The sequence below is a fragment of the Streptomyces vulcanius genome, from assembly GCF_042653945.1.
Lineage (GTDB): Bacteria > Actinomycetota > Actinomycetes > Streptomycetales > Streptomycetaceae > Streptomyces > Streptomyces mangrovi.
On record NZ_JBHSFK010000018.1, the window covers coordinates 1 to 20,666 of the forward strand.

The window sequence follows — 20,666 nt, forward strand, 5'->3', positions numbered from 1 at the left end:
CGCCCAGGGCGGCGCCGATGCCGGCGATCTCGTCCTCGGCCTGGAAGGTGCGGACGCCGAAGTTCTTGTGGCGGCTGAGTTCGTGGAGGATGTCGGAGGCCGGGGTGATCGGGTACGAGCCCAGGAAGAGGGGCAGGTCGGCCTGGCGGGAGGCGGCGATCAGGCCGTAGGACAGGGCGAGGTTCCCGGAGATGTTGCGGTAGACACCGGGCGGGAACGCGGTGGCGGCCGGGGCGACCTCGTAGCTGACGGCGAAGTCCTCGGTCGTCTCGCCGAAGTTCCAGCCGGCGCGGAACGCGGCCAGGTTCGCCTCGGCGATCTCCGGCTTCTTCGCGAACTTCGTTCTGAGGAACTTCTCCGTGCCCTCGGTGGGCCGGTGGTACATCCATGACAAGAGGCCGAGCGCGAACATGTTCTTGCTGCGCTCGGCCTCTTTGCGGGTGAGGGCGAATTCTTTGAGGGCCTCGACGGTCAGGGTGGTCAGGGGGACCGGGTGGAGCTGGTAACCGTCGAGGGAGCCGTCTTCCAGCGGCGAGGCCGCGTACCCCACTTTCTGCAGGGCGCGTTTGGTGAACTCGTCGGTGTTGACGATGATCTCCGCGCCGCGGGGCAGATCGCCGATGTTGGCCTTCAGCGCCGCCGGGTTCATCGCGACCAGCACATTGGGCGCGTCACCCGGCGTGAGGATGTCGTGGTCGGCGAAGTGCAGTTGGAAGGAGGAGACACCGGGGAGGGTGCCGGCGGGGGCACGGATCTCGGCCGGGAAGTTCGGGAGCGTGGAGAGGTCGTTGCCGAACGAGGCCGTCTCCGAGGTGAAGCGGTCACCGGTGAGCTGCATACCGTCACCCGAGTCCCCGGCGAACCTGATGATCACCCGGTCGAGGCGGCGTACGTCCTTCTCCGCCGTGCCCGGTTTGCGCTGTTCTCCCACTACGGTTCCGTCGGCCTGCTCGTCCTGCCCGGCCTGTTCCGCTGCGCTGCTGACCTGACTGGTCACTGAACTGGACCTCCTTCGAGGCGGCTGTCCCAGGAGCGGCCTTCTCGAAGACCCTCCTGGATCAACCCTACGTCGGTAAGGGTCACCTTCCCTCGGCCATTCGTAGGACGTCGCTGCCCCCGAGACGACCCGGCACCCCGACTTGTCATGATTTACCGCCCCGCGGTCTCGTCGCGGGAGACCCACCGGGTGGCACAGTGGCATGCCCTCAGGAATTGAGATAGGTGAGGACCGCAAGTACGCGACGGTGATCCCCGTCACTGGGCGAAAGACCGAGCTTCAGGAAGATGTTGCTGACGTGCTTCTCCACGGCTCCGTCGCTCACGACGAGCTGCTTGGCGATGGCGGAGTTGGTCCGCCCCTCGGCCATCAGCCCCAGAACCTCCCGCTCACGCGGAGTGAGACCGGTGAGCACGTGCTGCTTCCGGCTCCGCCCGAGCAGCTGCGCCACGACCTCGGGATCGAGCGCGGTTCCCCCGGAGGCCACCCGCACCACGGCGTCCACGAACTCCCGCACCTCGGCCACCCGGTCCTTGAGCAGATACCCCACTCCGTGGCTGGAACCGGCCAGTAGTTCGGTGGCGTACCTCTCCTCCACGTACTGCGACAGCACCAGCACCCCGAGCCCCGGATGCGCCTTGCGCAGCAGTACGGCCGCCCGCACGCCCTCGTCGGTGTGCGTGGGCGGCATTCGTACGTCGGCGACGACGACATCGGGCAGGGCGCCCTCGTCATCGAGCTCGGCGATGGTCTTGACCAGTGCTTCGGCATCCCCGACGCCGGCGACGACGTCATGCCCCCGGTCGGTCAGCAACCGGGTGAGCCCCTCCCTCAGCAGCACCGAATCCTCGGCGATCACCACCCGCACCCTGTCCTCCACGATCCTCGGCCCCCCAGCCGTCCACCCGCTGTGTTGAACGACCTCCAGCATTCCAGCATCGACGCCATCTGCACCCCACAACGGGCACGAGGACCACGAGGACGACGGGATCAGGACTGGCAACGGCGGGTTTTCGCGGGGTGTCTTTCAACGCCGGTCGGGTGTCTTTCAGCCCGTCCGGCGTTTGAGGACGAGGCCCGTTCAGGGCCGAAGGGGGGCGGGGCCTGGGGGCGTAGCCCCCAGAGCGGGGTCGAAGGGGCAGCGCGCCCCTGAGGAGGGGAACGGGTAAGGGCGGCGGGGGCGAAAACCAGCCGCCCCCTACCCCCGCACCCCCCGCCAAGGCAACTCCGCAGTGATCCGCGTAGGCCCCCCTACGGGAGAATCCACCACCAGAATCCCGTCCACCGCATCCAGCCGCCCCGCCAGCCCCGCCAGCCCGGACCCGCCGGAGGCATCCGCACCGCCCGCCCCGTCATCCTCCACCTGCAACATCAACCGGTTCTCCACCCGCCACACATCCACCGAGGCCGACCGCGCCCCACTGTGCTTGCTGATGTTCTGCAGCAGCTCGGAGACCGTGAAGTACGCGATCCCCTCGATCGCCGCCACCGGCCGTTCCACCAGATCCACCTCCACCCGCACCGGCACCACGCACCGCGACGCCACCGCGGACAGCGCCGCGTCCAGCCCCCGGTCGGTCAGCACGGCCGGATGGATCCCGCGCGCGAGGTCCCGCAGCTCCTGCAGCGCCGTCTTCACCTCGCCGTGCGCCTCGTCCACCATCCGCGCCGCCTCCCGCGGATCCTCCCGCAGCTTCTCCTTCGCCAGCCCCAGATCCATCGCCAGATTGACCAGCCGGGCCTGCGCGCCGTCGTGCAGATCCCGTTCGATCCGCCGCAGATCGGCCGCCGCCGTGTCCACGACGACCCCCCGGTCCGACTCCAGCTCCACCACCCGGGACACCAGCCGCGAGGGCCCGAGCAGCCCGTGCACCAGCAGCCGGTCCACGGTGGTCAGCGCCCGCACGATCCACGGCGTCGCCAGCGTGACGAGCAGCCCCACCAGCGCCGTCACGGTGATCTCGAAGGGGTTGTCCAGATACACCTGGTGCTGCTCGTCGCCGTACAGCTGCAACCCGCCCTGCCCGCCGTACATCGGGAACACCCAGAACCACACCGGGTACGTCAGCAACGTCCACCCGAACGTCCACACCGCCACCGTCACGGCGAACGAGAACACCGCCCAGGGGAACTGCAGCAGCACGAACAGCGCGTTCCGCCACGAGGTGCCGCTCTTCAGGACGGCCCCCATCCACGCCATCGCCCCGCCGCCCGCGCGCACCCGCAACGGCTCGGGATCGCCCACCTCCAGCCCCAGCAGCCCCCGCGCCCGTGCCCGCTCCAGCGCCCCGAAGCCCCGGCACGCGGCCAGCGCCGCCGCCAGCACCGGGATACCGACGAACGTCACCAGCAGACCCGCCCCCGCCGACAGCATGCTCACGGTGAAGACGAACAGCGTGACGCTGATCGGGAAACCGAGCAGCACATAGGCGAGCTCACGCCAGTGCCGCCCGCTGACCGGCTCCCGCAACGCGGTGGGCACCCGACGCCGCCGCCTCCCGTGCTCCGACCCGTATCCGTACCCGGACTCGTCATCCGATCCGTAGTCCGACCCGTACCCGTACCCGGAGCCGTACTGCCCGTACTGCGTGGCCATCGCCGCCGTCCGTTCTCCTCGTAGCCGCCGTCCCTTACCTCCACCCTCCTAGGGGACGCCCCGAGGAACCATGGAGTCCGTCGGCGTCTCGAAAGGGGGGTTTTCCCTACCCCCGCCCCTCAGCCTCGTTCTCGCTCACCCCTGCTCCCGCTGCCGCTCCCGCCAGGGCAGCTCCGCCGTCACCGTCGTAGGCCCCCCGACCGGCGAGTCCACGACGAACAGCCCGTCGACGGCGTCCAGCCGCTCCGCCAGCCCGCGCATACCCGAACCCGCGTCGAGGCTCGCCCCGCCCCGGCCGTCGTCCCAGACCTGGATCAGCAGCCGGTCGTCCGTCCGCCACACGTCCACCGAGGCCGACCGCGCCCCGCTGTGCTTGCTGATGTTCTGCAGCAGCTCGGAGACCGTGAAGTACGCGATGCCCTCGATGGCCTGCGCCGGTCTGGACCCCAGGTCGGCGGTCACCTTCACCGGCACCGTGCATCGCGATGCCACCGACGACAGCGCCGCGTCCAGTCCCCGGTCGGTCAGCACGGCCGGATGGATCCCGCGCGCCAGATCCCGCAGTTCCTGCAGCGCGAGCTTCACCTCGCCGTGCGCCTCCTCCACCATCGCCGCGACCGCGTCGTCCGCCTGACCCTCCAGGAGCTTCTCCTTCGCCAGCCCCAGCCCCATCGCCAGATTGACCAGCCGGGCCTGTGCGCCGTCGTGCAGATCTCGTTCGATCCGCCGCAGATCGGCCGCCGCCGTGTCCACGACGACCCCTCGGTCCGACTCCAGCTCGGCGATCCGCCGCTCCAGGTCGTCGGACGGCGACAGCAGCGCCCGCACCATCGCCCGGTCCGCGTTGGTCAGACCCCGCGCCAGATACGGCAGCACCGGCCACAGCACGAACAGGGACGGGACGATGATGGAGAACGTGAGAATGCCCCAGGGCAGCCGGATGAAGTCGTAGAGCACCGTGCGCCAGGCCACCGGGTCCTTCAGCGCCAGCCACATCCACGCGAGGGGACCACCCGCCCGGCGTCGCGGCAACGGGCTCGGCTCGTCGATCCGCAGCCCGAGCAGCAGCCGAGCCCGCCCCCGCTCGAACCGGCCCACCAGCCGCGCCCCCGCCAGCCCCAGCGCGAGCAGCGGCAGCCCGACCACCGTGAGGGTCAGCGAGGCGCCGATGGCGATCACCGTCATCACATACACGAAGCCGACCAGCGACATCGGCAGGTTGGCCAGGAGATGCGCGATCTCCTTCCAGGTCTGTGCCCCCAGCGCGAACCGGGCCGGCGGCAGCCCGTCCTCGCCCCGCCCTCCGACGGGCTGGTACCCACTGGGCTGGCTGGCCTGGTATCCACTGGCCTGGGACACGGCCGCGTGCTGTCCGGCTGTCCGCTGTCCGGCTGTCCGCTGTCCGGCTTTCTGCTGTCCGGCTGTCCGCTGTCTGTCCGGTTGCTGTTCGGCGGGCTGGTGGGAAGTGGTCATATGGGCTAGCGTGCCGCCCCGCGCGCCACCGCGCCATGAGGTTCGCCCTGCCTGCTTCCTGGGGAAAACCCCCGCCCCGCGGTCCCAGGGTGGTCGGAGGGCCGTGGAGTGCGGTCCGAGGCGTGACGGGCTGCTTACCGTCCCTTTATCAGGGCCTAGACTCCGTGCATACAGATCGTCGAAGAGGCCCCAGGGGCCCGAGCGGCCATCGGGGCCTCCCAGCCCGAGGCCAGGGAGCGAGGGGACGGACTTGCGGGAACCGACCGTCGAGGTCGCGGCAGACTACTTCCGGTCCTATTCGGTTGTCGGACTGCTCGCCGTCGTCGGCGTGCTCTTCGTCGCCGTCGCCTTCGGTGCGGGACGCCTCCTGCGCCCGGTGGTCCCCACCCCCGAGAAGCTCATGACGTACGAGTGCGGCGTCGACCCCGTCGGCGAGGGCTGGGCCCACACCCAGGTCCGCTACTACGTGTACGCCTTCCTCTACGTCATCTTCGCCGTCGACTCGATCTTCCTGTTCCCCTGGGCGACGGTCTTCGCCGCCCCCGGCTACGGCGCGACGACCCTCGTGGAGATGTTCATCTTCCTCGGCTTCCTCGCCGTCGGCCTGCTGTACGCGTACAAGAAGGGCGTCCTGACATGGACGTGACCCCGCCTCCTTCCACCGAGCCGCTGCTGCTCCCCGAGCCCAAGCGCCTGGGCGCCCTCGCCCGCCTCGCTCCCGAGCCGATGAAGGTCGTCCTGAACTGGGGCCGCCGCTACTCCCTCTGGGTCTTCAACTTCGGCCTCGCCTGCTGCGCCATCGAGTTCATCGCCGCGTCGATGGCCCGCCACGACTTCATCCGCCTCGGCGTCATCCCCTTCGCGCCGGGCCCCCGCCAGGCCGACCTGATGGTGGTCTCGGGCACGGTCACCGACAAGATGGCCCCCGCCGTGAAGCGCCTCTACGAGCAGATGCCGGAACCCAAGTACGTCATCTCCTTCGGCGCGTGCAGCAACTGCGGCGGCCCCTACTGGGACTCCTACTCGGTGACGAAGGGCGTCGACCAGATCATCCCCGTCGACGTGTACGTCCCCGGCTGCCCGCCCCGCCCCGAGGCGCTCCTCCAGGGCATCCTCAAGCTCCAGGAGAAGATCGCCCGCGAGTCCCTGACCGAGCGCTACGGCACCTCCCGCCCCTCGGCCACGGCCCTGCAGAGCGGACTGGTGACGCCGCCGCCCACCCCGGAGGACGCGCGATGACCCAGCCCGGCTGGCTCCCCGCCCCCGCCACGGAACTCTTCGGCCCGGACGCCACCGCCGAGGAGTCCTACGGCGTCCTGACCGTCGACGTCCCGCCTGCCTCCTGGACCACCGCGCTCCGGGCCGCCCGCGACGACCTCTCCTGCACCTACTTCGACTGGCTCAGCGCCGTCGACGAACCGGGCACCGGCTTCCGTATCTCGGCACACGTGGTGGCCCTGGCCCCCGTCCGTCGCCTCCTCCTCCGTACGACCGTCCCGCACGAGGCGCCGACCATCGCCTCCGCCGTCGACGTCTACGCGGGCGCCGCCTGGCACGAACGCGAGACCCACGAAATGTTCGGCGTCCGCTTCGACGGCCACCCCGCCCTGAACCACCTCCTTCTCCCCGAGAACTTCGAGGGCCACCCCCTCCGCAAGGACTTCGTCCTCGCCGCCCGCGTCGCCAAGGCCTGGCCCGGCGCCAAGGAACCGGGGGAGCGGGAGCCCGCTGCCGGTGCGGGACACGGCGCCCCGCGACGCCGCCAGATGCTCCCCCCAGGCGTCCCCGACCCGAACGAATGGGGCCCCCTCAAGGGCCAGCTCCCCCCGGCCCCCACCCGCCCGGCCCGCAGCACTGCACCGGGCCGAGCAGCAGGCGACCGCCCACCCCGCCCAGCGCCCACCGACCGCCCACCCCGCCGCACCCGCACCGCAGCCGAGGGCTCAGCCAGCCAGCCGACCCACCCGCCGACAGCGCCCGGACCCACACCGCCCGAGCCCAGGCAGGCTGGGCCAACGGCGGCTGGGGCTACGGCGGCTGGGCCAACGGCGGCTGGGGCGATGCAAACCCCTCCACCGGAGGCCGGGCCGACGCGGGTCACTCCGCCGGAGACAGGGACGGCGCAGGTCACACCAGCGCAGGCTGCGGCAGCGGAGGCTGAGGCATCGGAGGCCGGGCCGGCGCAGGCTGGGCCAACGGCGGCCGGGCCCGCAGAGGCCGAGTCGGCTGCCCCCGCCCCCGCCGAGACCCCCGCGGCCCCGGCCGGCCCCCGCCGATCCCGCAGCGCCTCCCAGGGCTCGGCCTCCCAGCGCACCCACCCCTCAAACCCGGCCCCAGACTCCACTTCCGAGTCCGAGTCCGAGTCCGACTCCGTCTCCGACAAGCCGACGCGCCCCGCCACGGCCCCCCGCAGCTCCGACGCCCCCTGGCACCACGCCCGCCCGGCTTTCGACGAGCCGGAACGTAAGCGGCCGGTACCCAAGGAGCCGGAGCAGGCCCAGGACCAGGGGGAGCAGGACCAGTCGGCCCCGAAGCAGCCGGACCCGAAACAGCCGGCCAAGGACCAGCCGGACCAGCCCGACTCGGGTGAGGAGTCGTCCTCCGTCGGCGACTCCGAACCTCAGCCCCACACCCCCGAAACCCCGCCAGGAGGTCCGCGGTGAACGACGCACTCGACGTCGGCCTGCGACTCCTGCTCGTCTTCGTCGTCTTCCTCACCTTCCCTCTGATCGTCGGTCAGACCGAACACAAGGTGATGGCCCACATGCAGGGCCGCCTCGGCCCGATGTACGCCGGTGGCTTCCACGGCTGGGCCCAACTCATCGCCGACGGCGTGAAGTTCGCGCAGAAGGAGGATGTGGTCCCCGCGGGCGCGGACCGCCGTATCTTCCAACTCGCCCCCGCCGTAGCCCTCCTGCCCTACCTCCTCGTCCTCCTCGCCATCCCGATCGGCCCGGGCGAGGGCGCCGTCGGCCAGGTCCTGGACGCTGGCGTGTTCTTCGTACTCGCCGTCATGGGCGTCGGTGTGCTCGGCTCCCTCATGGCCGGCTGGGCCAGCGCCAACAAGTTCTCCCTCCTCGGCGGCCTGCGCACCGCCGCGCAACTCCTCGCCTACGAACTCCCGATGCTGCTCACCGCCGCCTCGGTGGCGATGGCGGCCGGCACGGTCTCCCTGCCCGGCATCGTCGACGCCTTCGAGTGGTGGTGGCTGCCCTGGCAGATCACCGGTGCGATCGTCTTCTTCGTCGCCGGCCTCGCCGAACTCCAGCGCCCTCCCTTCGACATGCCCGTAGCCGACTCGGAGATCATCTTCGGCGCGTACACCGAGTACACCGGCCTGCGCTTCGCCCTCTTCCTGCTCGCCGAGTACGCCGGAATCGTCGTCCTGTGCGGCCTGACCACCGTCCTCTTCCTGGGCGGCTGGCACGGCCCCTGGGGCGCCGACGGCCTCGGCTGGGTCTGGACCCTGCTGAAGGCGGCCGTCCTCGCCTTCGTCGTCATCTGGCTGCGTGTGACCTACCCCCGCCTGCGCGAGGACCAGCTCCAGAAGCTCTCCTGGACCCTCTTCGTCCCCCTTTCCCTCGCCCAGATCGCCCTCACCGGCGTCGTCAAGGTGGTGATTTCCTAGTGGCCCCCATCCCAGGCTCCGGCCTCGCCAAGGGCCTGGCCGTCACCCTCCGCACGATGACGAGGAAGTCCGTCACCGAGCAGTACCCGGACGCCCAGCCGGAGCTCCCGCCCCGCACCCGGGGTGTGATCGGCCTGTTCGAGGAGAACTGCACGGTCTGCATGCTCTGCGCCCGTGAGTGCCCCGACTGGTGCATCTACATCGACTCCCACAAGGAGACCGTGCCGCCCGCCGCCCCCGGTGGACGCGAACGCAGCCGCAACGTCCTCGACCGCTTCGCCATCGACTTCTCCCTGTGCATGTACTGCGGTATCTGCATCGAGGTCTGTCCTTTCGACGCTCTGTTCTGGTCCCCGGAGTTCGAGTACGCAGAGACCGACATCCGCGACCTCACCCACGAGCGGGACAAGCTCCGCGAGTGGATGTGGACGGTCCCGGCCCCGCCCGCCCTCGACCCCGCCGCCGAGGAGCCGAAGGAGATCGCCGCCGCCCGCAAGGCGGCAGAGAAGCTGGCCGCAGCCCAGGCCCAGCCCGCCGAGACTGCCGGACCCGCCGAGCCCGCCGAGCCCGCCGAGCCACAGGAGGGACAGTCGTGACGCCCGCCCTCGCCTCTGCCTCCGTCTCCGCGACGGCGTCTCTCGCCGCCCGTGACCCGCACGGCTTTCTCTCCCCGACCGGTGTCGAGATCGCCTTCCTCCTCGTCGGCCTGGCAACCTTCGGGGCCGCCCTGGTGACCGTCACCACCCGGCAGCTGGTGCACGCCGCCCTGTGGCTGGTGGTCGCCCTCGGTGGTCTCGCCGTCGAGTACCTCCTGCTCACCGCCGAGTTCATCGCCTGGGTGCAGGTCCTCATCTACGTCGGTTCCGTGGTCGTCCTCCTTCTCTTCGGTCTGATGCTCACCAAGGCCCCCATCGGCCGCTCCCCGGACGCGGACTCCGGCAACCGCTGGGCCGCCCTCACGGTCGCCGTGGCCTCGGCCGCAGCGCTGGTCTGGGTGGTCGTCGACGCCTTCCGCACCACCTGGATCGACCTGGACGGGCCGGCCGCCGGCTCCACCGAGGTCACCGGCGCCAGCCTCTTCCAGAACTGGGTCCTTCCCTTCGAGGCCCTCTCCGTCCTCCTCCTCGCGGCCCTGGTCGGCGCGATCGTCCTGTCCCGTAAGGCGAAGGCCGAGTCGGATTCGAGCTCTCTCCCGGTGAACGGCCCGCCCGTCACTCAGAGTTCCCAATCCGTCACCGAAAGTTCGGAATCCGCTCCGGACTCCCGGCAGGGCCCGGCCGAGCAGGAAGGCGTCCGCTGATGCACCTCGCCTACCCCGCCGTCCTCGCCGCCCTCCTCTTCTGCACCGGCCTGTACGGCGTCCTCGCCCGTCGCAACGCGATCCTCGTCCTGATGTCGGTCGAGTTGATGCTCAACGCCGTCAACCTCAACCTGGTCGCCTTCGACGTCTGGCTCAGCCGGACCGCCGAGGAAACCCTGCACTCCGGGCAGGCTCTGACCCTGTTCACCATCGCCATCGCCGCCGCCGAGATCGGCATCGGCCTGGCGATCGTCCTCGCGGTGCACCGGGGCCGTGGCACCTCGGACATCGACCGGCTCCGCGACACCGCCGAGGGCCACGAGACCGCCGAGGGTGACGAGACCGACACCCCCGCGACCGATCCGGGCGCCGAGAAGGCTGAGGCCAGCGCGTGACCACGACCACCCTCGCCGTCCTCGTCCCCCTCCTGCCCTTCCTCGGTGCGCTCGCCGGACTGCTCCTGGGCCGCACCGCCCCCGGTTTCGTCCGCCCCCTCGCCGTCCTGCCGACCCTCACCTCCCTGGTGCTGGCCGCCCTGGTAGCCGTACGCCAGGGCGGTGACGGCCCCGTGAACGCGGCCACCGAACTCACCCCCACCGGCTCGGTCCCGATCGAACTCGCCCTGCACATCGACGGCTTCGCAGCCCTGGTCGCCGTACTCGTCGCCACCGTCGCCACCTGTGTGCAGATCTACTCGACCGGCTACCTCCGCGACGACCCCCGCTACCCCTCCTACGCGGCGCTCGTCTCCCTCTTCACCTCCGCGATGTTCCTGGTCGTCTACTCCGGCGACCTGATCGTGCTGCTGGTCGGCTGGGAGGTCATGGGCATCTGCTCCTACTTCCTCGTCGGCCACTACTGGGAGACCCCGGAGGCCCGCGCCGCCTCCATCAAGGCCTTCCTGGTCACCAAGCTCGGCGACGTCCCCTTCCTCATCGGTCTGTTCGCCCTGGCCACCGACGCCGGCTCCTTCCGCATCACGAAGGTCCTCGCCACCGTCGCGCACGGCGGACTCGACCATCCGACCCTCGTCGCCCTGCTGCTCCTGGCGGGCGTGGCCGGCAAGTCGGCCCAGTTCCCGCTGCACACCTGGCTCCCCGACGCGATGGCGGGCCCGACGCCCGTCTCCGCGCTGATCCACGCCGCGACGATGGTCGCCGCCGGTGTCTACTTCATCGCCCGGCTCCTCCCGGTCTTCGAGGCCTCGCAGGCCGCGATGGTCGTCCTCGCCACGATGGCCGCCGTCACGATGGTCGGCTCGGGGCTCGCCGCGCTCGCGCAGGACGACATCAAGCGCGTCCTCGCCTACTCGACGATCGGCCAACTCGGCTACATGACCGGCGCCCTCGCCGTCGGCGACCGCTCGGCCGCCGTCTTCCACCTCCTCTCGCACGGCGCCTTCAAGGCCTTGCTCTTCCTCGCGGCCGGAGTGATCATCCATGCCGCCGGAACCAACTCGCTCGCCGCCATGTCCCGCATGAGCCACCTGCGCGACCGCGTCCCGGACGCCTACTGGACGATGACCGTGGCGCTCCTCGCGCTCGCCGCGATCCCGCCGTTCAGCGGCTTCTTCTCCAAGGAGTCCGTCCTCGGCGCCGCCGAGCACGTCACCACCGGCCACACCGAACACGCCCCCGGCGCCGCCGGCTGGCTCGTCCTCGTCGCGGGCCTGCTCACCGCCCTCCTCACAGCCGCCTACGCGACCCGTCTGTGGCTGCTGGCCTTCCACGGCCGGGGTGCCGAGGCCCCCGACCACGGTCACCAACCGCTGACCATGACCGTCGTGCTGTGGGTCCTGGCCGTGCCGTCCCTCGCCCTCGGCGTACTCGCCTACCGCACGCTCCCCGACTGGTTCGACGGCAACGACCTCGCCCCGACCCTCACCACCTCGGTGATCGGCACGGGCGTCGCCCTGGCCGGCGGACTCGTCACGTACGCCGCCTGGCGCCACCTCACGGCCCTCGCCGCACGTATCCCGATCGGTGCGGTCGCCGCCCACCCCGAGGCCGATGCCGGGACGGTCGAGGCCGAGGCCATCGCCACTCACGCACCCGCCTACGGAGACGTGGCCTCGGCATCCGACCCGGCCGACCCCGGACGGCTTCTGCTCGGCTCGCTGCACCGCCACGCCGCCGTCGGCTTCCACCTCGACGCCGTGTACCAGACGCTGTTCGTCCGCCCGGTCCAGGCCGCCGCGAGCCTCGTCCGGTTCCTGGACCGCGAGGTCGTCGAGACCTACGTACGCGGCGCGGGAACCCTGCCCCGCTGGCTCGGCACCGCCGTACGGCGCGCCCAGACCGGCAACGTCCAGACCTATGTGAGCGCGCTGCTCGCCGGCACCGTCGTCCTGGCGGTCGCCGCCCTTCTCGTCGCTTCGGGAGCGTGAGCAGGCGTGATCGATATCAACGAGTCCGTGATGCAGTTCCTTCTGGCGTTCCTCGTCGTCGGCCCGCTCCTCGGCGCCGCCGCCGCTCTCCTGCCGGCCCCGCCCGGGCTGAAGGGGAAGTCACCCGAGCAGGCCGTACTCCGGCACGGAGTCACGGTCACCGGCGTGATCCTCCTCGCCGCGATCGCCCTCGCACTCGGCTTCGACCACGACCATCCGTCGAAGATGCAGGCCGGCACGGACATCAGCTGGATCCCCGCACTCGACGTGCGCATCCACCTCGGCATCGACGGCATCTCCCTCCCTCTCGTGGTCCTGACCGCGCTGCTTACCTTCCTGTGCGCGCTGTACTCGTACTTCAAGATGCCTGCGGGCCCGACCCCGAAGGCCTTCGTCGCGCTGCTGCTCGTCCTCGAGTCCGGCACCCTCGCGACGTTCGCCGTCCTCGACCTGCTGCTGTTCTTCCTCGCCTTCGAGATGGTCCTGATCCCGATGTACTTCCTCATCGCCCGCTGGGGCGGCGAGGGCCGGACCCCGGCGGCGATGAAGTTCATCCTGTTCACGCTGCTCGGATCCGTGGTCATGCTCCTCGGCCTGCTCCTGATCGGAATCAAGGCGGGCACATTCGACATGGTCGCACTCGCCACTGACAACGGCCGGTCGCTGTCCACATCCGTGCAGGTCACAGCCGCTTTGGCGATCGGGCTCGGGCTCGCCGTCAAGACCCCGATGTGGCCCCTGCACAGCTGGCTGCCCGACGCCCACACCGCGGCCCCGACCGTCGGCTCGGTCCTGCTGGCGGGCGTCCTGCTGAAGATGGGTACGTACGGGTTCGTCCGGATTCTGCTACCGATCGTGCCGGACGGCTTCCACACCTTCGCGCCCTACCTCGCCGCCTTCGCCGTCGTCGGGATCATCTACGGATCCCTGGCCTGCCTGGCCCTCGCCAAACAGGGCGCGAAGGGCGACCTCAAACGGCTGATCGCCTACTCCTCCGTCGGCCACATGGGCTTCGTCCTGCTCGGCATCGCCACCATGACCCCGACCGGAGTGAACGGCGCCCTGTTCGCCAACATCGCCCACGGCCTCATCACCGGCCTGCTGTTCTTCCTGGTCGGCGCGCTCAAGGACCGTACCGGCACCACCGACCTGGACGCCCTCGCCCAGCAGACCGGCGCCGCGCTCTACGGCAAGGCGCCCCGCCTCGGCGGGCTGCTCGCCTTCGCCGCCGTCGCCTCGCTGGGTCTGCCGGGACTGGCCGGGTTCTGGGGCGAGATGCTCGCGCTGTTCGGCGCGTTCGACCCCGCCGACGACCTCAGCCGCCCCGCCTTCCTCACCTTCACGGCGATCGCCGCCTTCGGGACCCTCCTGACGGCCGCATACCTGCTCGTCGTGGTCCGCCGCGTCTGCATGGGTGACGTCCCGAAGGAGACACAGACGCTCGCCGACGTCCAGCCGTACGAGTTCGCCGCCTGGACCCCGCTCGTCGCCCTCACCGTCGTCGCCGGCCTGTGGCCGAAGGCCCTCCTCGGCCTCACCGACCCGGCCGTGCAGCAGCTCCTCGCAGGAGGCACCCGATGAGCTTCCCGGCGCAGCCCCTTGCCCAGCCGGTTGCCGACTCGCTGGTCCAGTCCGTCGACTGGCTCGCCATCGCCCCGCCCACCCTGGCCGCAGTGGTCGCCCTTGTCGTCCTGGTCGCCGACCTGTTCCTGAGCGACGCACGCAAGCCGCTCCTGGGCTGGCTGTCCGTCGCGGGCCTCGCCGCCGCCACGGCCCTGCTGCTGCCCCTCCTGGACGGCGACCGCGCGACCTTCTGCCTGGCGGACGACCCGCGCGCGTGCAGCTACACGGCGGACCGTTTCACCCTCGTCATCCAGTTCCTGGTCCTCGGAGGAGCGCTACTGGCGGCTCTTCTGTCGGTGACGGCCCTCAAGGACGCGCGCGGGAGGCTCCCCGAAGGGGAGTTCTGGTTCCTGCTGCTGTCCTCCGCCGCCGGTGCCGCCCTGCTGCCGGCCTCCCGCGACCTCGCCACCCTCGTCGTCGCCCTCGAAGTCGCCTCCCTGCCCGCGTTCGCCCTGGTCGGCATCCGGCACGGCGACCGAAAGTCCGCCGAGGCGGCCCTGAAGTTCTTCCTGTCGTCCGTCACCGCCACGGCGGTCAGCCTGATGGGCATCAGCTTCGTCTACGCCACGACCGGCAGCCTCTACCTCACCCAGATCGCCGACCGCATCGAACACGTGGACGGCCAGCTGCACACCCTCGCCCAGACCGGCGTGGTCCTCACCCTGGTCGGCTTCGCCTTCAAGACGGCCGCCGTCCCGTTCCACTTCTGGGTTCCCGACACCTATGTCGGCGCCCCGCTGCCCGTCGCCGCCTATCTGTCGGTCGTCGGCAAGGCGGTCGGTTTCTCCGGCCTCATCCTCGTCACGGTCGTCGGCTTCCCCTCCTACGCCGACGTCTGGGGCCCCGCCCTGGCGGCCCTGGCAGCCCTCACCATGACGGTCGGAAACCTCGGCGCCCTCCGCCAACAGGCCACGCGCGCGTACAGCGCGGTACGGCTGCTCGCCTGGTCCTCCGTCGGCCAGGCCGGCTACCTCCTCGTGCCGATCGCCGCCGCCGCGTACACCGACGACGCCGAGCGCGCCATCGGCTCCACGGTCGCGTACGCCCTCATGTACGCCGCCGTGAACCTGGGCGCCTTCGCGGTGGCCGCCCTGGTGGGCCGTACGACGGCACAGAACCGTCTCGCGGACTACCGCGGCCTGTACGCCAGGAACCCGCTCTCCGCGCTCCTCCTGGCGTTCTTCCTGCTGTGCCTCGCCGGACTGCCGCCGGGGATCATCGGCCTCTTCGCGAAGGTCACCGTCTTCTCGGCGGCCGTCGACGCCGGGCTGGGCTGGCTGGCGGTCGTCATGGCCGTCAACGTCGTGATCGCCCTGTACTACTACCTCCAGTGGACGACCCTGCTCTTCCGCGCGCCCGAAGGGCACGACGCCCCTGGCGGCGCACCCGTCAAGCACCGCGTCCCCGCCCCCCTCACCGCCGCGATCACCCTCGCCGCGGCCGTCGGCATCGTCCTCTCCGGAGCGCCTCAGCTGGTCCTCCGCTTCGCCGACACCGGCCTCTTCTGAGCGCGCGACACGACCCCACGCGCGCGTGATGCCACCCCCGGTGACGTCGCAGTGCCCCGCCAGTGACGCCATGGCGCTGCGAGCCTGACGCCGTAGTCCTCCGGCCCTGACGTCGTAGTTCCCTCTCCGCCACCCGGTCGGCCCACGGCCGTGCCCGTGCGGGCAAGGGAACTAGTGCCTCCTGCCTGGCGTTGACCAGTACGGGAGGGTGCACTGGACGTGACACCGCGCAACCAGTGGCACCGCAGACCAGCAAGATCCGCAAGCAAAGGGTTCCCCTGCTGTACGACTTGGAGGGCGTACCGTGCACCGCCGGCACAACGGGCTCAGGACCGCAGTACTCCTCGGGGGACTGTCCGCACTCATCATCGTCATCGGCAGCCTCTTCGGCCGCGCAGGGCTCATCGTCGCGGTCCTGATCGCCCTCGGTACGAACGCGTACGCGTACTGGAACAGCGACAAGCTGGCGCTACGCGCGATGCGTGCCCGTCCCGTGAGCGAGTTCGAGGCCCCGGCCCTGTACCGAATGGTCCGTGACCTCTCCACCCAGGCCCGCCAGCCCATGCCCCGCCTGTACATCTCCCCGACCGAGGCCCCGAACGCCTTCGCCACCGGCCGCAACCCGCGCAACGCCGCCGTGTGCTGCACGGAGGGCATCCTGCGCATCCTCGACGAGCGCGAACTGCGCGGGGTCATCGGCCACGAACTCAGCCATGTCTACAACCGCGACATCCTCATCTCGTCGGTCGCCGGCGCCCTCGCCTCGGTGATCGTGTTCCTGGCCAACTTCGCCTGGCTGATCCCGATCGGCCGCTCGGACGACGACGAAGGCCCCGGCCTCCTCGGCGTCCTCCTGCTCTCGCTTCTGGGCCCGCTGGCCGCGAGCCTCATCCAACTCGCCATCAGCCGCTCCCGCGAGTACGAGGCGGACGCCTCGGGCGCGCAGCTCACCGGCGACCCGCTGGCCCTCGCGAGCGCCCTGCGCAAGCTGGAGACGGGCACCAAGCAACTGCCGCTGCCGCCCGAGCCCCGGATCGAGACCGCGAGCCACATGATGATCGCGAACCCGTTCCGTCCCGGCCAGGGACTCTCCAGAATGTTCTCGACCCATCCGCCGATGGCGGAGCGCATCGCCCGTCTCGAGAAGATGGCGGGCCGTCGGCCCTGACCACCCGGCCCGCCGCCCCTCCTGACTGGTTTCCCGCCGGAATCCGGCCATACGCATCATGATCACGGCGCTTGGCGCCCTCGCCCTCGTCCCACACCCGCCGCGACGCCGGCCCGCGCATGACCAACCCACGTGACGTGCCTCGCATCCCCGGCCGGGGGCACAGTGGCCTGCCCGAAGGGACCCCGCAGCTCACCGGCCTCCGAACCCCTGGTCCGTCGACACCACCTCGCGCCCCAACGGCATGAGGGAGACGGGGATGAGCTTCAGGTTGGCCCACCCGAAGGGGATACCGATGATCGAGAGGAACAGCGGGATGCTGGTGATCAGGTGCGCCAGGGCCAGCCACCACCCCGCGAAGACCACCCAGATCACGTTCCCCACGAACGACCCGGCCCCGGCGCCCGGCCGCTCCACGGTGGTCCGTCCGAACGGCCACAGCACGAAGCCGGCGATCCGCAGCGACGCGATCCCGAAGGGGATCGTGATGATCAGGACGAAGCAGATCAGCGCGGCGATCACGTAGCCGATCGCCATCCACAGACCGCAGAAGACGAGCCACAGAATGTTCAGCAGCAGGTTGAACAGCTTCATGATCGGTACCTCTCAGGGTTCGGTCCGTCGGCACTGCCTGCTATCACCAGTATCAGCCGGTTGTGCGAACAGGGGGAACCGCAGTCGGCCTGTGGCGTGATCGGGAACGTTTCATGACGTTCCCTCCCACCGGGCACCGAGTTCTCCACAACCGGCCGGTTGTCCACAGACCGGCCCGATTGTCAGTGGCGGCCCGCACCATGGACGCATGACCTCGAACGACCAAGCGCAGACAGGGACGGTGGCCGAGGCACCCTTCGCAGTCCCCTCACCGTGCGGCCGACCACCGGCGCACCCCGTACACGACCGCTCCCACCGCCAGGACGCCGGCCCCAGCCGCCACCGACGTCCCCGGCAGCGCGAACGCCAGGACCGCGCAGCCCAGCAGGCCCACCGCGGGCAGCGCTCTCGCCACCGGGGAGGCGTCGAGGGCCCAGGCCGAGGCGTTGGCCACCGCGTAGTACGCCAGCACACCGAAGGAGGAGAAGCCGATCGCACCTCGTACGTCCACCGTGGCGGCCAGGACCGCCACCACCGCGCCCACGGCCAACTCGGCGCGGTGCGGCACCCGGAAGCGCGGATGCACGGCCGCCAGCGCGCCGGGCAGATACCGGTCACGCGCCATGGCCAGCGTGGTCCGTGAGACGCCCAGGATGAGGGCGAGGAGCGAACCCAACGCGGCCACGGCGGCCCCGGCCCGCACCACGGGCACCAGCCCCGGCACGCCCGCCGCCCGCACCGCGTCGGCGAGCGGCGCGCCGGCCCGCCCGAGCTCCTCGGCCCCCAGCACCGAGAGAACGGCGACCGCCACGCACACGTAGACGGCCAGCGTGATCCCCAGTGCCAGCGGGACCGCGCGCGGGATGGTGCGCGACGGATCCCGCACCTCCTCGCCGAGCGTCGCGATGCGCGCGTACCCGGCGAACGCGAAGAACAGCAGACCGGCCGCCTGAAGGACCCCACCCGTCCCGCCCGAGGCCCCGACGTCCAACCGTCCGGCGTCGGACGCCCCCGACCCCAGACACACCACGACCACGGAAGCGAGGACCGCCAGGACCAACGCCACGACCACCCGCGTCAGCCACGCCGACTTCTGGACACCGCCGTAGTTCAGCGCGGTCAGTGCCACCACGGCCGCGACCGCCACCGCGTGCGCCTGACCCGGCCACACATACGCCCCGACCGTCAGAGCCATCGCCGCACAGGAGGCCGTCTTCCCGACCACGAACGACCATCCGGCCAGATACCCCCAGAACGCCCCCAGCCGCTCCCGCCCGTACACATACGTGCCGCCGGAGGCCGGATACAGAACGGCGAGGCGGGCTGACGACATGGCGTTGCAGTAGGCGACCAGGGCGGCGAGCGCCAGCCCGAGGAGCAGCCCGGAACCGGCGGCGTGCGCGGCCGGGGCCAGGGCGGCGAAGACGCCGGCGCCGATCATCGAACCGAGTCCGATGACGACGGCGTCCCCGACGCCCAGGGTCCGCCGCAGTTCCGCGCCTGAGGATCCGGACTGTGTCATGGGCCGCACCCTACTGACCGGCGGAACCACCAGGTGCCGGCCCGGCGTCGTCCACGGCAACACGGCACGAACCCGCGTGCGACGCAGGACGCGGGGACGGCGCGTGGGACATGAGCCCGGGCAGTCCGGAGCGATCGACGGCGATCGACGGCGATCGACGGTCATCGGCAGCGGTCGATGGTGGTCGACGGCGATCAACATCACAGCATCCGGACAGTACGGGCACAGCACGGAAGGGCACGTTCAGGACATGAGCATCATCAGCTGGATCATCCTGGGACTGTTGGCCGGAGTCGCCGCCAAGGTCCTGCTGCCCGGCCGTGACCCGGGTGGCTTCATCGGAACGACCCTCATCGGCGTCGCGGGTGCGTTCGTCGGCGGCTGGATATCGGCGCGCTGGCTGGACCACCCCATCAGCAAGAACTTCTACGACGGTGCGACCTGGGCGGCGGCGATCGGCGGCTCGCTGGTGCTCCTGATCATCTACCGTCTGCTGTTCGGCAACTCACGCGACTGAGCGTGCCCTTGACGGGCGGCCGAACGGGCGGCCGACGGGCGGGAAGAGCTGGGCTCCCCGGACGCCGGGCCGGAGCCGGGTGCCCACCCTTCCTCCTCACCGGTGGTACGCCTTCACCGGTGGTGCCGTTGTGACCGGCGGGCGACTACCGGTAGTTCACGAACTGCAGCGCGAAGTCGAAGTCCTGACCCTTCAGCAGGGCGATGACGGTCTGCAGGTCGTCGCGGCTCTTGGAGCTGACGCGCAGTTCGTCGCCCTGGACCTGGGCCTTCACGCCCTTGGGGCCCTCGTCGCGGATGAGCTTCGCGACCTTCTTCGCGTTGTCCTGGGAGATGCCCTCCTTGATCTCCGCGAAGAGCTTGTACTCCTTGCCGGAGAGCTGGGGCTCGCCCGCGTCCAGCGCCTTCAGGGAGATCCCGCGCTTGATCAGCTTCGACTGGAAGACGTCGAGGACGGCGCTCACCCGGTCCTCCGAGTTCGCCTCCATCAGGATCTTCTCGCCGGACCACGAGATCGAGGCGCCCACGCCCTTGAAGTCGTAGCGCTGGGAGATCTCCTTGGCGGCCTGGTTGAGGGCGTTGTCGACCTCCTGCCGCTCGACCTTCGAGACGATGTCGAAACTGGAGTCGGCCATGTCCTGTGGCTCCTTGTATCAGTGCGTGTAGGGGTGCGATCGGGGTGCGAATCGGCGTACGTGGGGCGACCGCCGAGCCCGGCGTGACCCGGGCCGCATCCGCCCAAGCCTAGCCACCCGCGCTCCTCCCGGTGCAGATCAATCGGGTGGCGAAGCACCCCTCGGTATCGGGTATTGTTTACGTCGTTGCCAGGGAGCGCCGCCCAGAAGCGGTTCGAACGGCAGCAACCCCGGCGGTGTGCCCGAGCGGCCAAAGGGAGCAGACTGTAAATCTGCCGGCTCAGCCTTCCCAGGTTCGAATCCTGGCGCCGCCACGCTGAGAACGAAGTGCCCGTGACCTGTGAGAACAATCGGTCGCGGGCACTTCGGCTTGTCTTGGGGCGGGGCTTCGGTCAGGGCTTCGGCTGGGAGTCCGGGGACTTTGCCGTGCGCTTGATCTCCTCCTCCACCTCGTTGCGCGGTCTGCCCTCCTCCTTGGCGAACTCCGTGACCGCCGCCTGTACGTCGCGGGCGAGGTCGCGCCAGGCGCGCCAGGCGGTTTCGTAGGTGTCGGTCTGGGTTTCCGACCAGGGGGCGGCCGTCGGGGCGCCGTACGAGTCCCGTAGCTCCAGGACCCGGGCGTGGGTCTCGTCGGCCAGGCGCTGCATCTGTACGAGTTCCTCGTAGATATGTGCCATATGTACGGATGCTAGGGAGATGTCCCCCTTTCCGCGCGGCGAG

General features: G+C 70.6%; 20 protein-coding genes and 1 tRNA gene. 13 read left to right on the forward strand and 8 right to left on the reverse strand.

Annotated elements, in window-relative coordinates; translation table 11 throughout:
- The 4 genes from ACFPIH_RS26175 to ACFPIH_RS26190 form a co-directional block, all read right to left on the reverse strand.
- On the reverse strand, positions 1-997 hold a 997-nt coding region (locus ACFPIH_RS26175), incomplete at its 3' end, for a 2-oxoacid:acceptor oxidoreductase family protein (protein WP_381176153.1).
- Positions 998-1,205: 208 nt separating this feature from the next.
- Entirely contained in the window at positions 1,206-1,877 is a 672-nt protein-coding gene (locus ACFPIH_RS26180; RefSeq protein ID WP_381176156.1) for a LuxR C-terminal-related transcriptional regulator, read from the reverse strand.
- Positions 1,878-2,195: 318 nt separating this feature from the next.
- The gene (locus tag ACFPIH_RS26185) at positions 2,196-3,593 is read right to left on the reverse strand and encodes a sensor histidine kinase (RefSeq protein WP_381176158.1); all 1,398 of its coding nucleotides are present in this window, start codon (positions 3,591-3,593) and stop codon (positions 2,196-2,198) included.
- Positions 3,594-3,728: 135 nt separating this feature from the next.
- The gene (locus ACFPIH_RS26190) at positions 3,729-5,066 is read right to left on the reverse strand and encodes a sensor histidine kinase (RefSeq protein WP_381176160.1); all 1,338 of its coding nucleotides are present in this window, start codon (positions 5,064-5,066) and stop codon (positions 3,729-3,731) included.
- A gap of 250 nt (positions 5,067-5,316) precedes the next feature.
- On the opposite strand from ACFPIH_RS26190, the gene ACFPIH_RS26195 reads away from it, so the two are divergent.
- The 11 genes from ACFPIH_RS26195 (at position 5,317) to htpX (ending at position 16,679) form a co-directional block, all read left to right on the forward strand.
- Positions 5,317-5,712 carry an NADH-quinone oxidoreductase subunit A gene (locus tag ACFPIH_RS26195; RefSeq protein ID WP_381176163.1) on the forward strand — a complete coding sequence of 132 codons (396 nt, stop codon included), beginning with the start codon at positions 5,317-5,319 and terminating at the stop codon, positions 5,710-5,712.
- Positions 5,703-6,305 carry an NADH-quinone oxidoreductase subunit B gene (locus ACFPIH_RS26200; protein ID WP_381176166.1) on the forward strand — a complete coding sequence of 201 codons (603 nt, stop codon included), beginning with the start codon at positions 5,703-5,705 and terminating at the stop codon, positions 6,303-6,305. Before ACFPIH_RS26195 ends, ACFPIH_RS26200 begins: the two co-directional genes overlap by 10 nt.
- Positions 6,302-7,729 (forward strand): NADH-quinone oxidoreductase subunit C, encoded by a 1,428-nt coding sequence (locus tag ACFPIH_RS26205; RefSeq protein ID WP_381176169.1) that lies wholly within the window; start codon positions 6,302-6,304, stop codon positions 7,727-7,729. The genes ACFPIH_RS26200 and ACFPIH_RS26205 overlap by 4 nt, the downstream gene beginning before the upstream one ends.
- Entirely contained in the window at positions 7,726-8,694 is a 969-nt protein-coding gene (locus ACFPIH_RS26210) for a complex I subunit 1/NuoH family protein (protein ID WP_381176172.1), read from the forward strand. The genes ACFPIH_RS26205 and ACFPIH_RS26210 overlap by 4 nt, the downstream gene beginning before the upstream one ends.
- Positions 8,694-9,290, forward strand: a complete 597-nt coding sequence (locus ACFPIH_RS26215) for a NuoI/complex I 23 kDa subunit family protein (RefSeq protein WP_381176175.1) — start codon at positions 8,694-8,696, stop codon at positions 9,288-9,290. The genes ACFPIH_RS26210 and ACFPIH_RS26215 overlap by 1 nt, the downstream gene beginning before the upstream one ends.
- Positions 9,287-9,994: an NADH-quinone oxidoreductase subunit J family protein gene (locus tag ACFPIH_RS26220; protein ID WP_381176178.1), complete on the forward strand. Its 708-nt coding sequence runs from the start codon at positions 9,287-9,289 to the stop codon at positions 9,992-9,994. Before ACFPIH_RS26215 ends, ACFPIH_RS26220 begins: the two co-directional genes overlap by 4 nt.
- Positions 9,994-10,389, forward strand: coding sequence for an NADH-quinone oxidoreductase subunit NuoK (gene nuoK / locus ACFPIH_RS26225; protein WP_381176181.1), 396 nt, complete (start codon positions 9,994-9,996; stop codon positions 10,387-10,389). The genes ACFPIH_RS26220 and nuoK overlap by 1 nt, the downstream gene beginning before the upstream one ends.
- A complete protein-coding gene (locus ACFPIH_RS26230) occupies positions 10,386-12,380 on the forward strand; it encodes an NADH-quinone oxidoreductase subunit 5 family protein (RefSeq protein WP_381176184.1) in 1,995 nt (664 codons plus the stop codon). Before nuoK ends, ACFPIH_RS26230 begins: the two co-directional genes overlap by 4 nt.
- A 6-nt stretch (positions 12,381-12,386) precedes the next feature.
- The gene (locus ACFPIH_RS26235) at positions 12,387-13,961 is read left to right on the forward strand and encodes a complex I subunit 4 family protein (protein WP_381176187.1); all 1,575 of its coding nucleotides are present in this window, start codon (positions 12,387-12,389) and stop codon (positions 13,959-13,961) included.
- Positions 13,958-15,511: an NADH-quinone oxidoreductase subunit N gene (locus ACFPIH_RS26240; protein ID WP_381176190.1), complete on the forward strand. Its 1,554-nt coding sequence runs from the start codon at positions 13,958-13,960 to the stop codon at positions 15,509-15,511. The genes ACFPIH_RS26235 and ACFPIH_RS26240 overlap by 4 nt, the downstream gene beginning before the upstream one ends.
- Before the next feature lie 304 nt (positions 15,512-15,815).
- Positions 15,816-16,679 carry a zinc metalloprotease HtpX gene (gene htpX / locus ACFPIH_RS26245; RefSeq protein ID WP_381176193.1) on the forward strand — a complete coding sequence of 288 codons (864 nt, stop codon included), beginning with the start codon at positions 15,816-15,818 and terminating at the stop codon, positions 16,677-16,679.
- 192 nt (positions 16,680-16,871) lie between these two features.
- On the opposite strand, the gene ACFPIH_RS26250 is transcribed toward htpX, so the two are convergent.
- A complete protein-coding gene (locus tag ACFPIH_RS26250; protein ID WP_381176196.1) occupies positions 16,872-17,273 on the reverse strand; it encodes a YccF domain-containing protein in 402 nt (133 codons plus the stop codon).
- Positions 17,274-17,541: 268 nt separating this feature from the next.
- The gene (locus tag ACFPIH_RS26255; protein WP_381176199.1) at positions 17,542-18,795 is read right to left on the reverse strand and encodes an APC family permease; all 1,254 of its coding nucleotides are present in this window, start codon (positions 18,793-18,795) and stop codon (positions 17,542-17,544) included.
- A 250-nt stretch (positions 18,796-19,045) separates the two neighbouring features.
- Between ACFPIH_RS26255 and ACFPIH_RS26260 the strand changes: the two genes are divergently transcribed.
- Positions 19,046-19,312, forward strand: a complete 267-nt coding sequence (locus tag ACFPIH_RS26260; protein ID WP_381176202.1) for a GlsB/YeaQ/YmgE family stress response membrane protein — start codon at positions 19,046-19,048, stop codon at positions 19,310-19,312.
- Positions 19,313-19,457: 145 nt separating this feature from the next.
- On the opposite strand, the gene ACFPIH_RS26265 is transcribed toward ACFPIH_RS26260, so the two are convergent.
- Complete coding sequence (locus ACFPIH_RS26265; RefSeq protein ID WP_381176205.1) at positions 19,458-19,946, reverse strand: YajQ family cyclic di-GMP-binding protein; 489 nt, start codon at positions 19,944-19,946, stop codon at positions 19,458-19,460.
- A 232-nt stretch (positions 19,947-20,178) separates the two neighbouring features.
- Here ACFPIH_RS26265 and ACFPIH_RS26270 point away from each other — a divergent pair.
- A tRNA-Tyr gene (locus ACFPIH_RS26270) sits at positions 20,179-20,260 on the forward strand.
- A 78-nt stretch (positions 20,261-20,338) separates the two neighbouring features.
- Here ACFPIH_RS26270 and ACFPIH_RS26275 read toward each other — a convergent pair.
- Entirely contained in the window at positions 20,339-20,623 is a 285-nt protein-coding gene (locus ACFPIH_RS26275; protein WP_381176208.1) for a hypothetical protein, read from the reverse strand.
- Positions 20,624-20,666 lie beyond the last annotated feature (43 nt).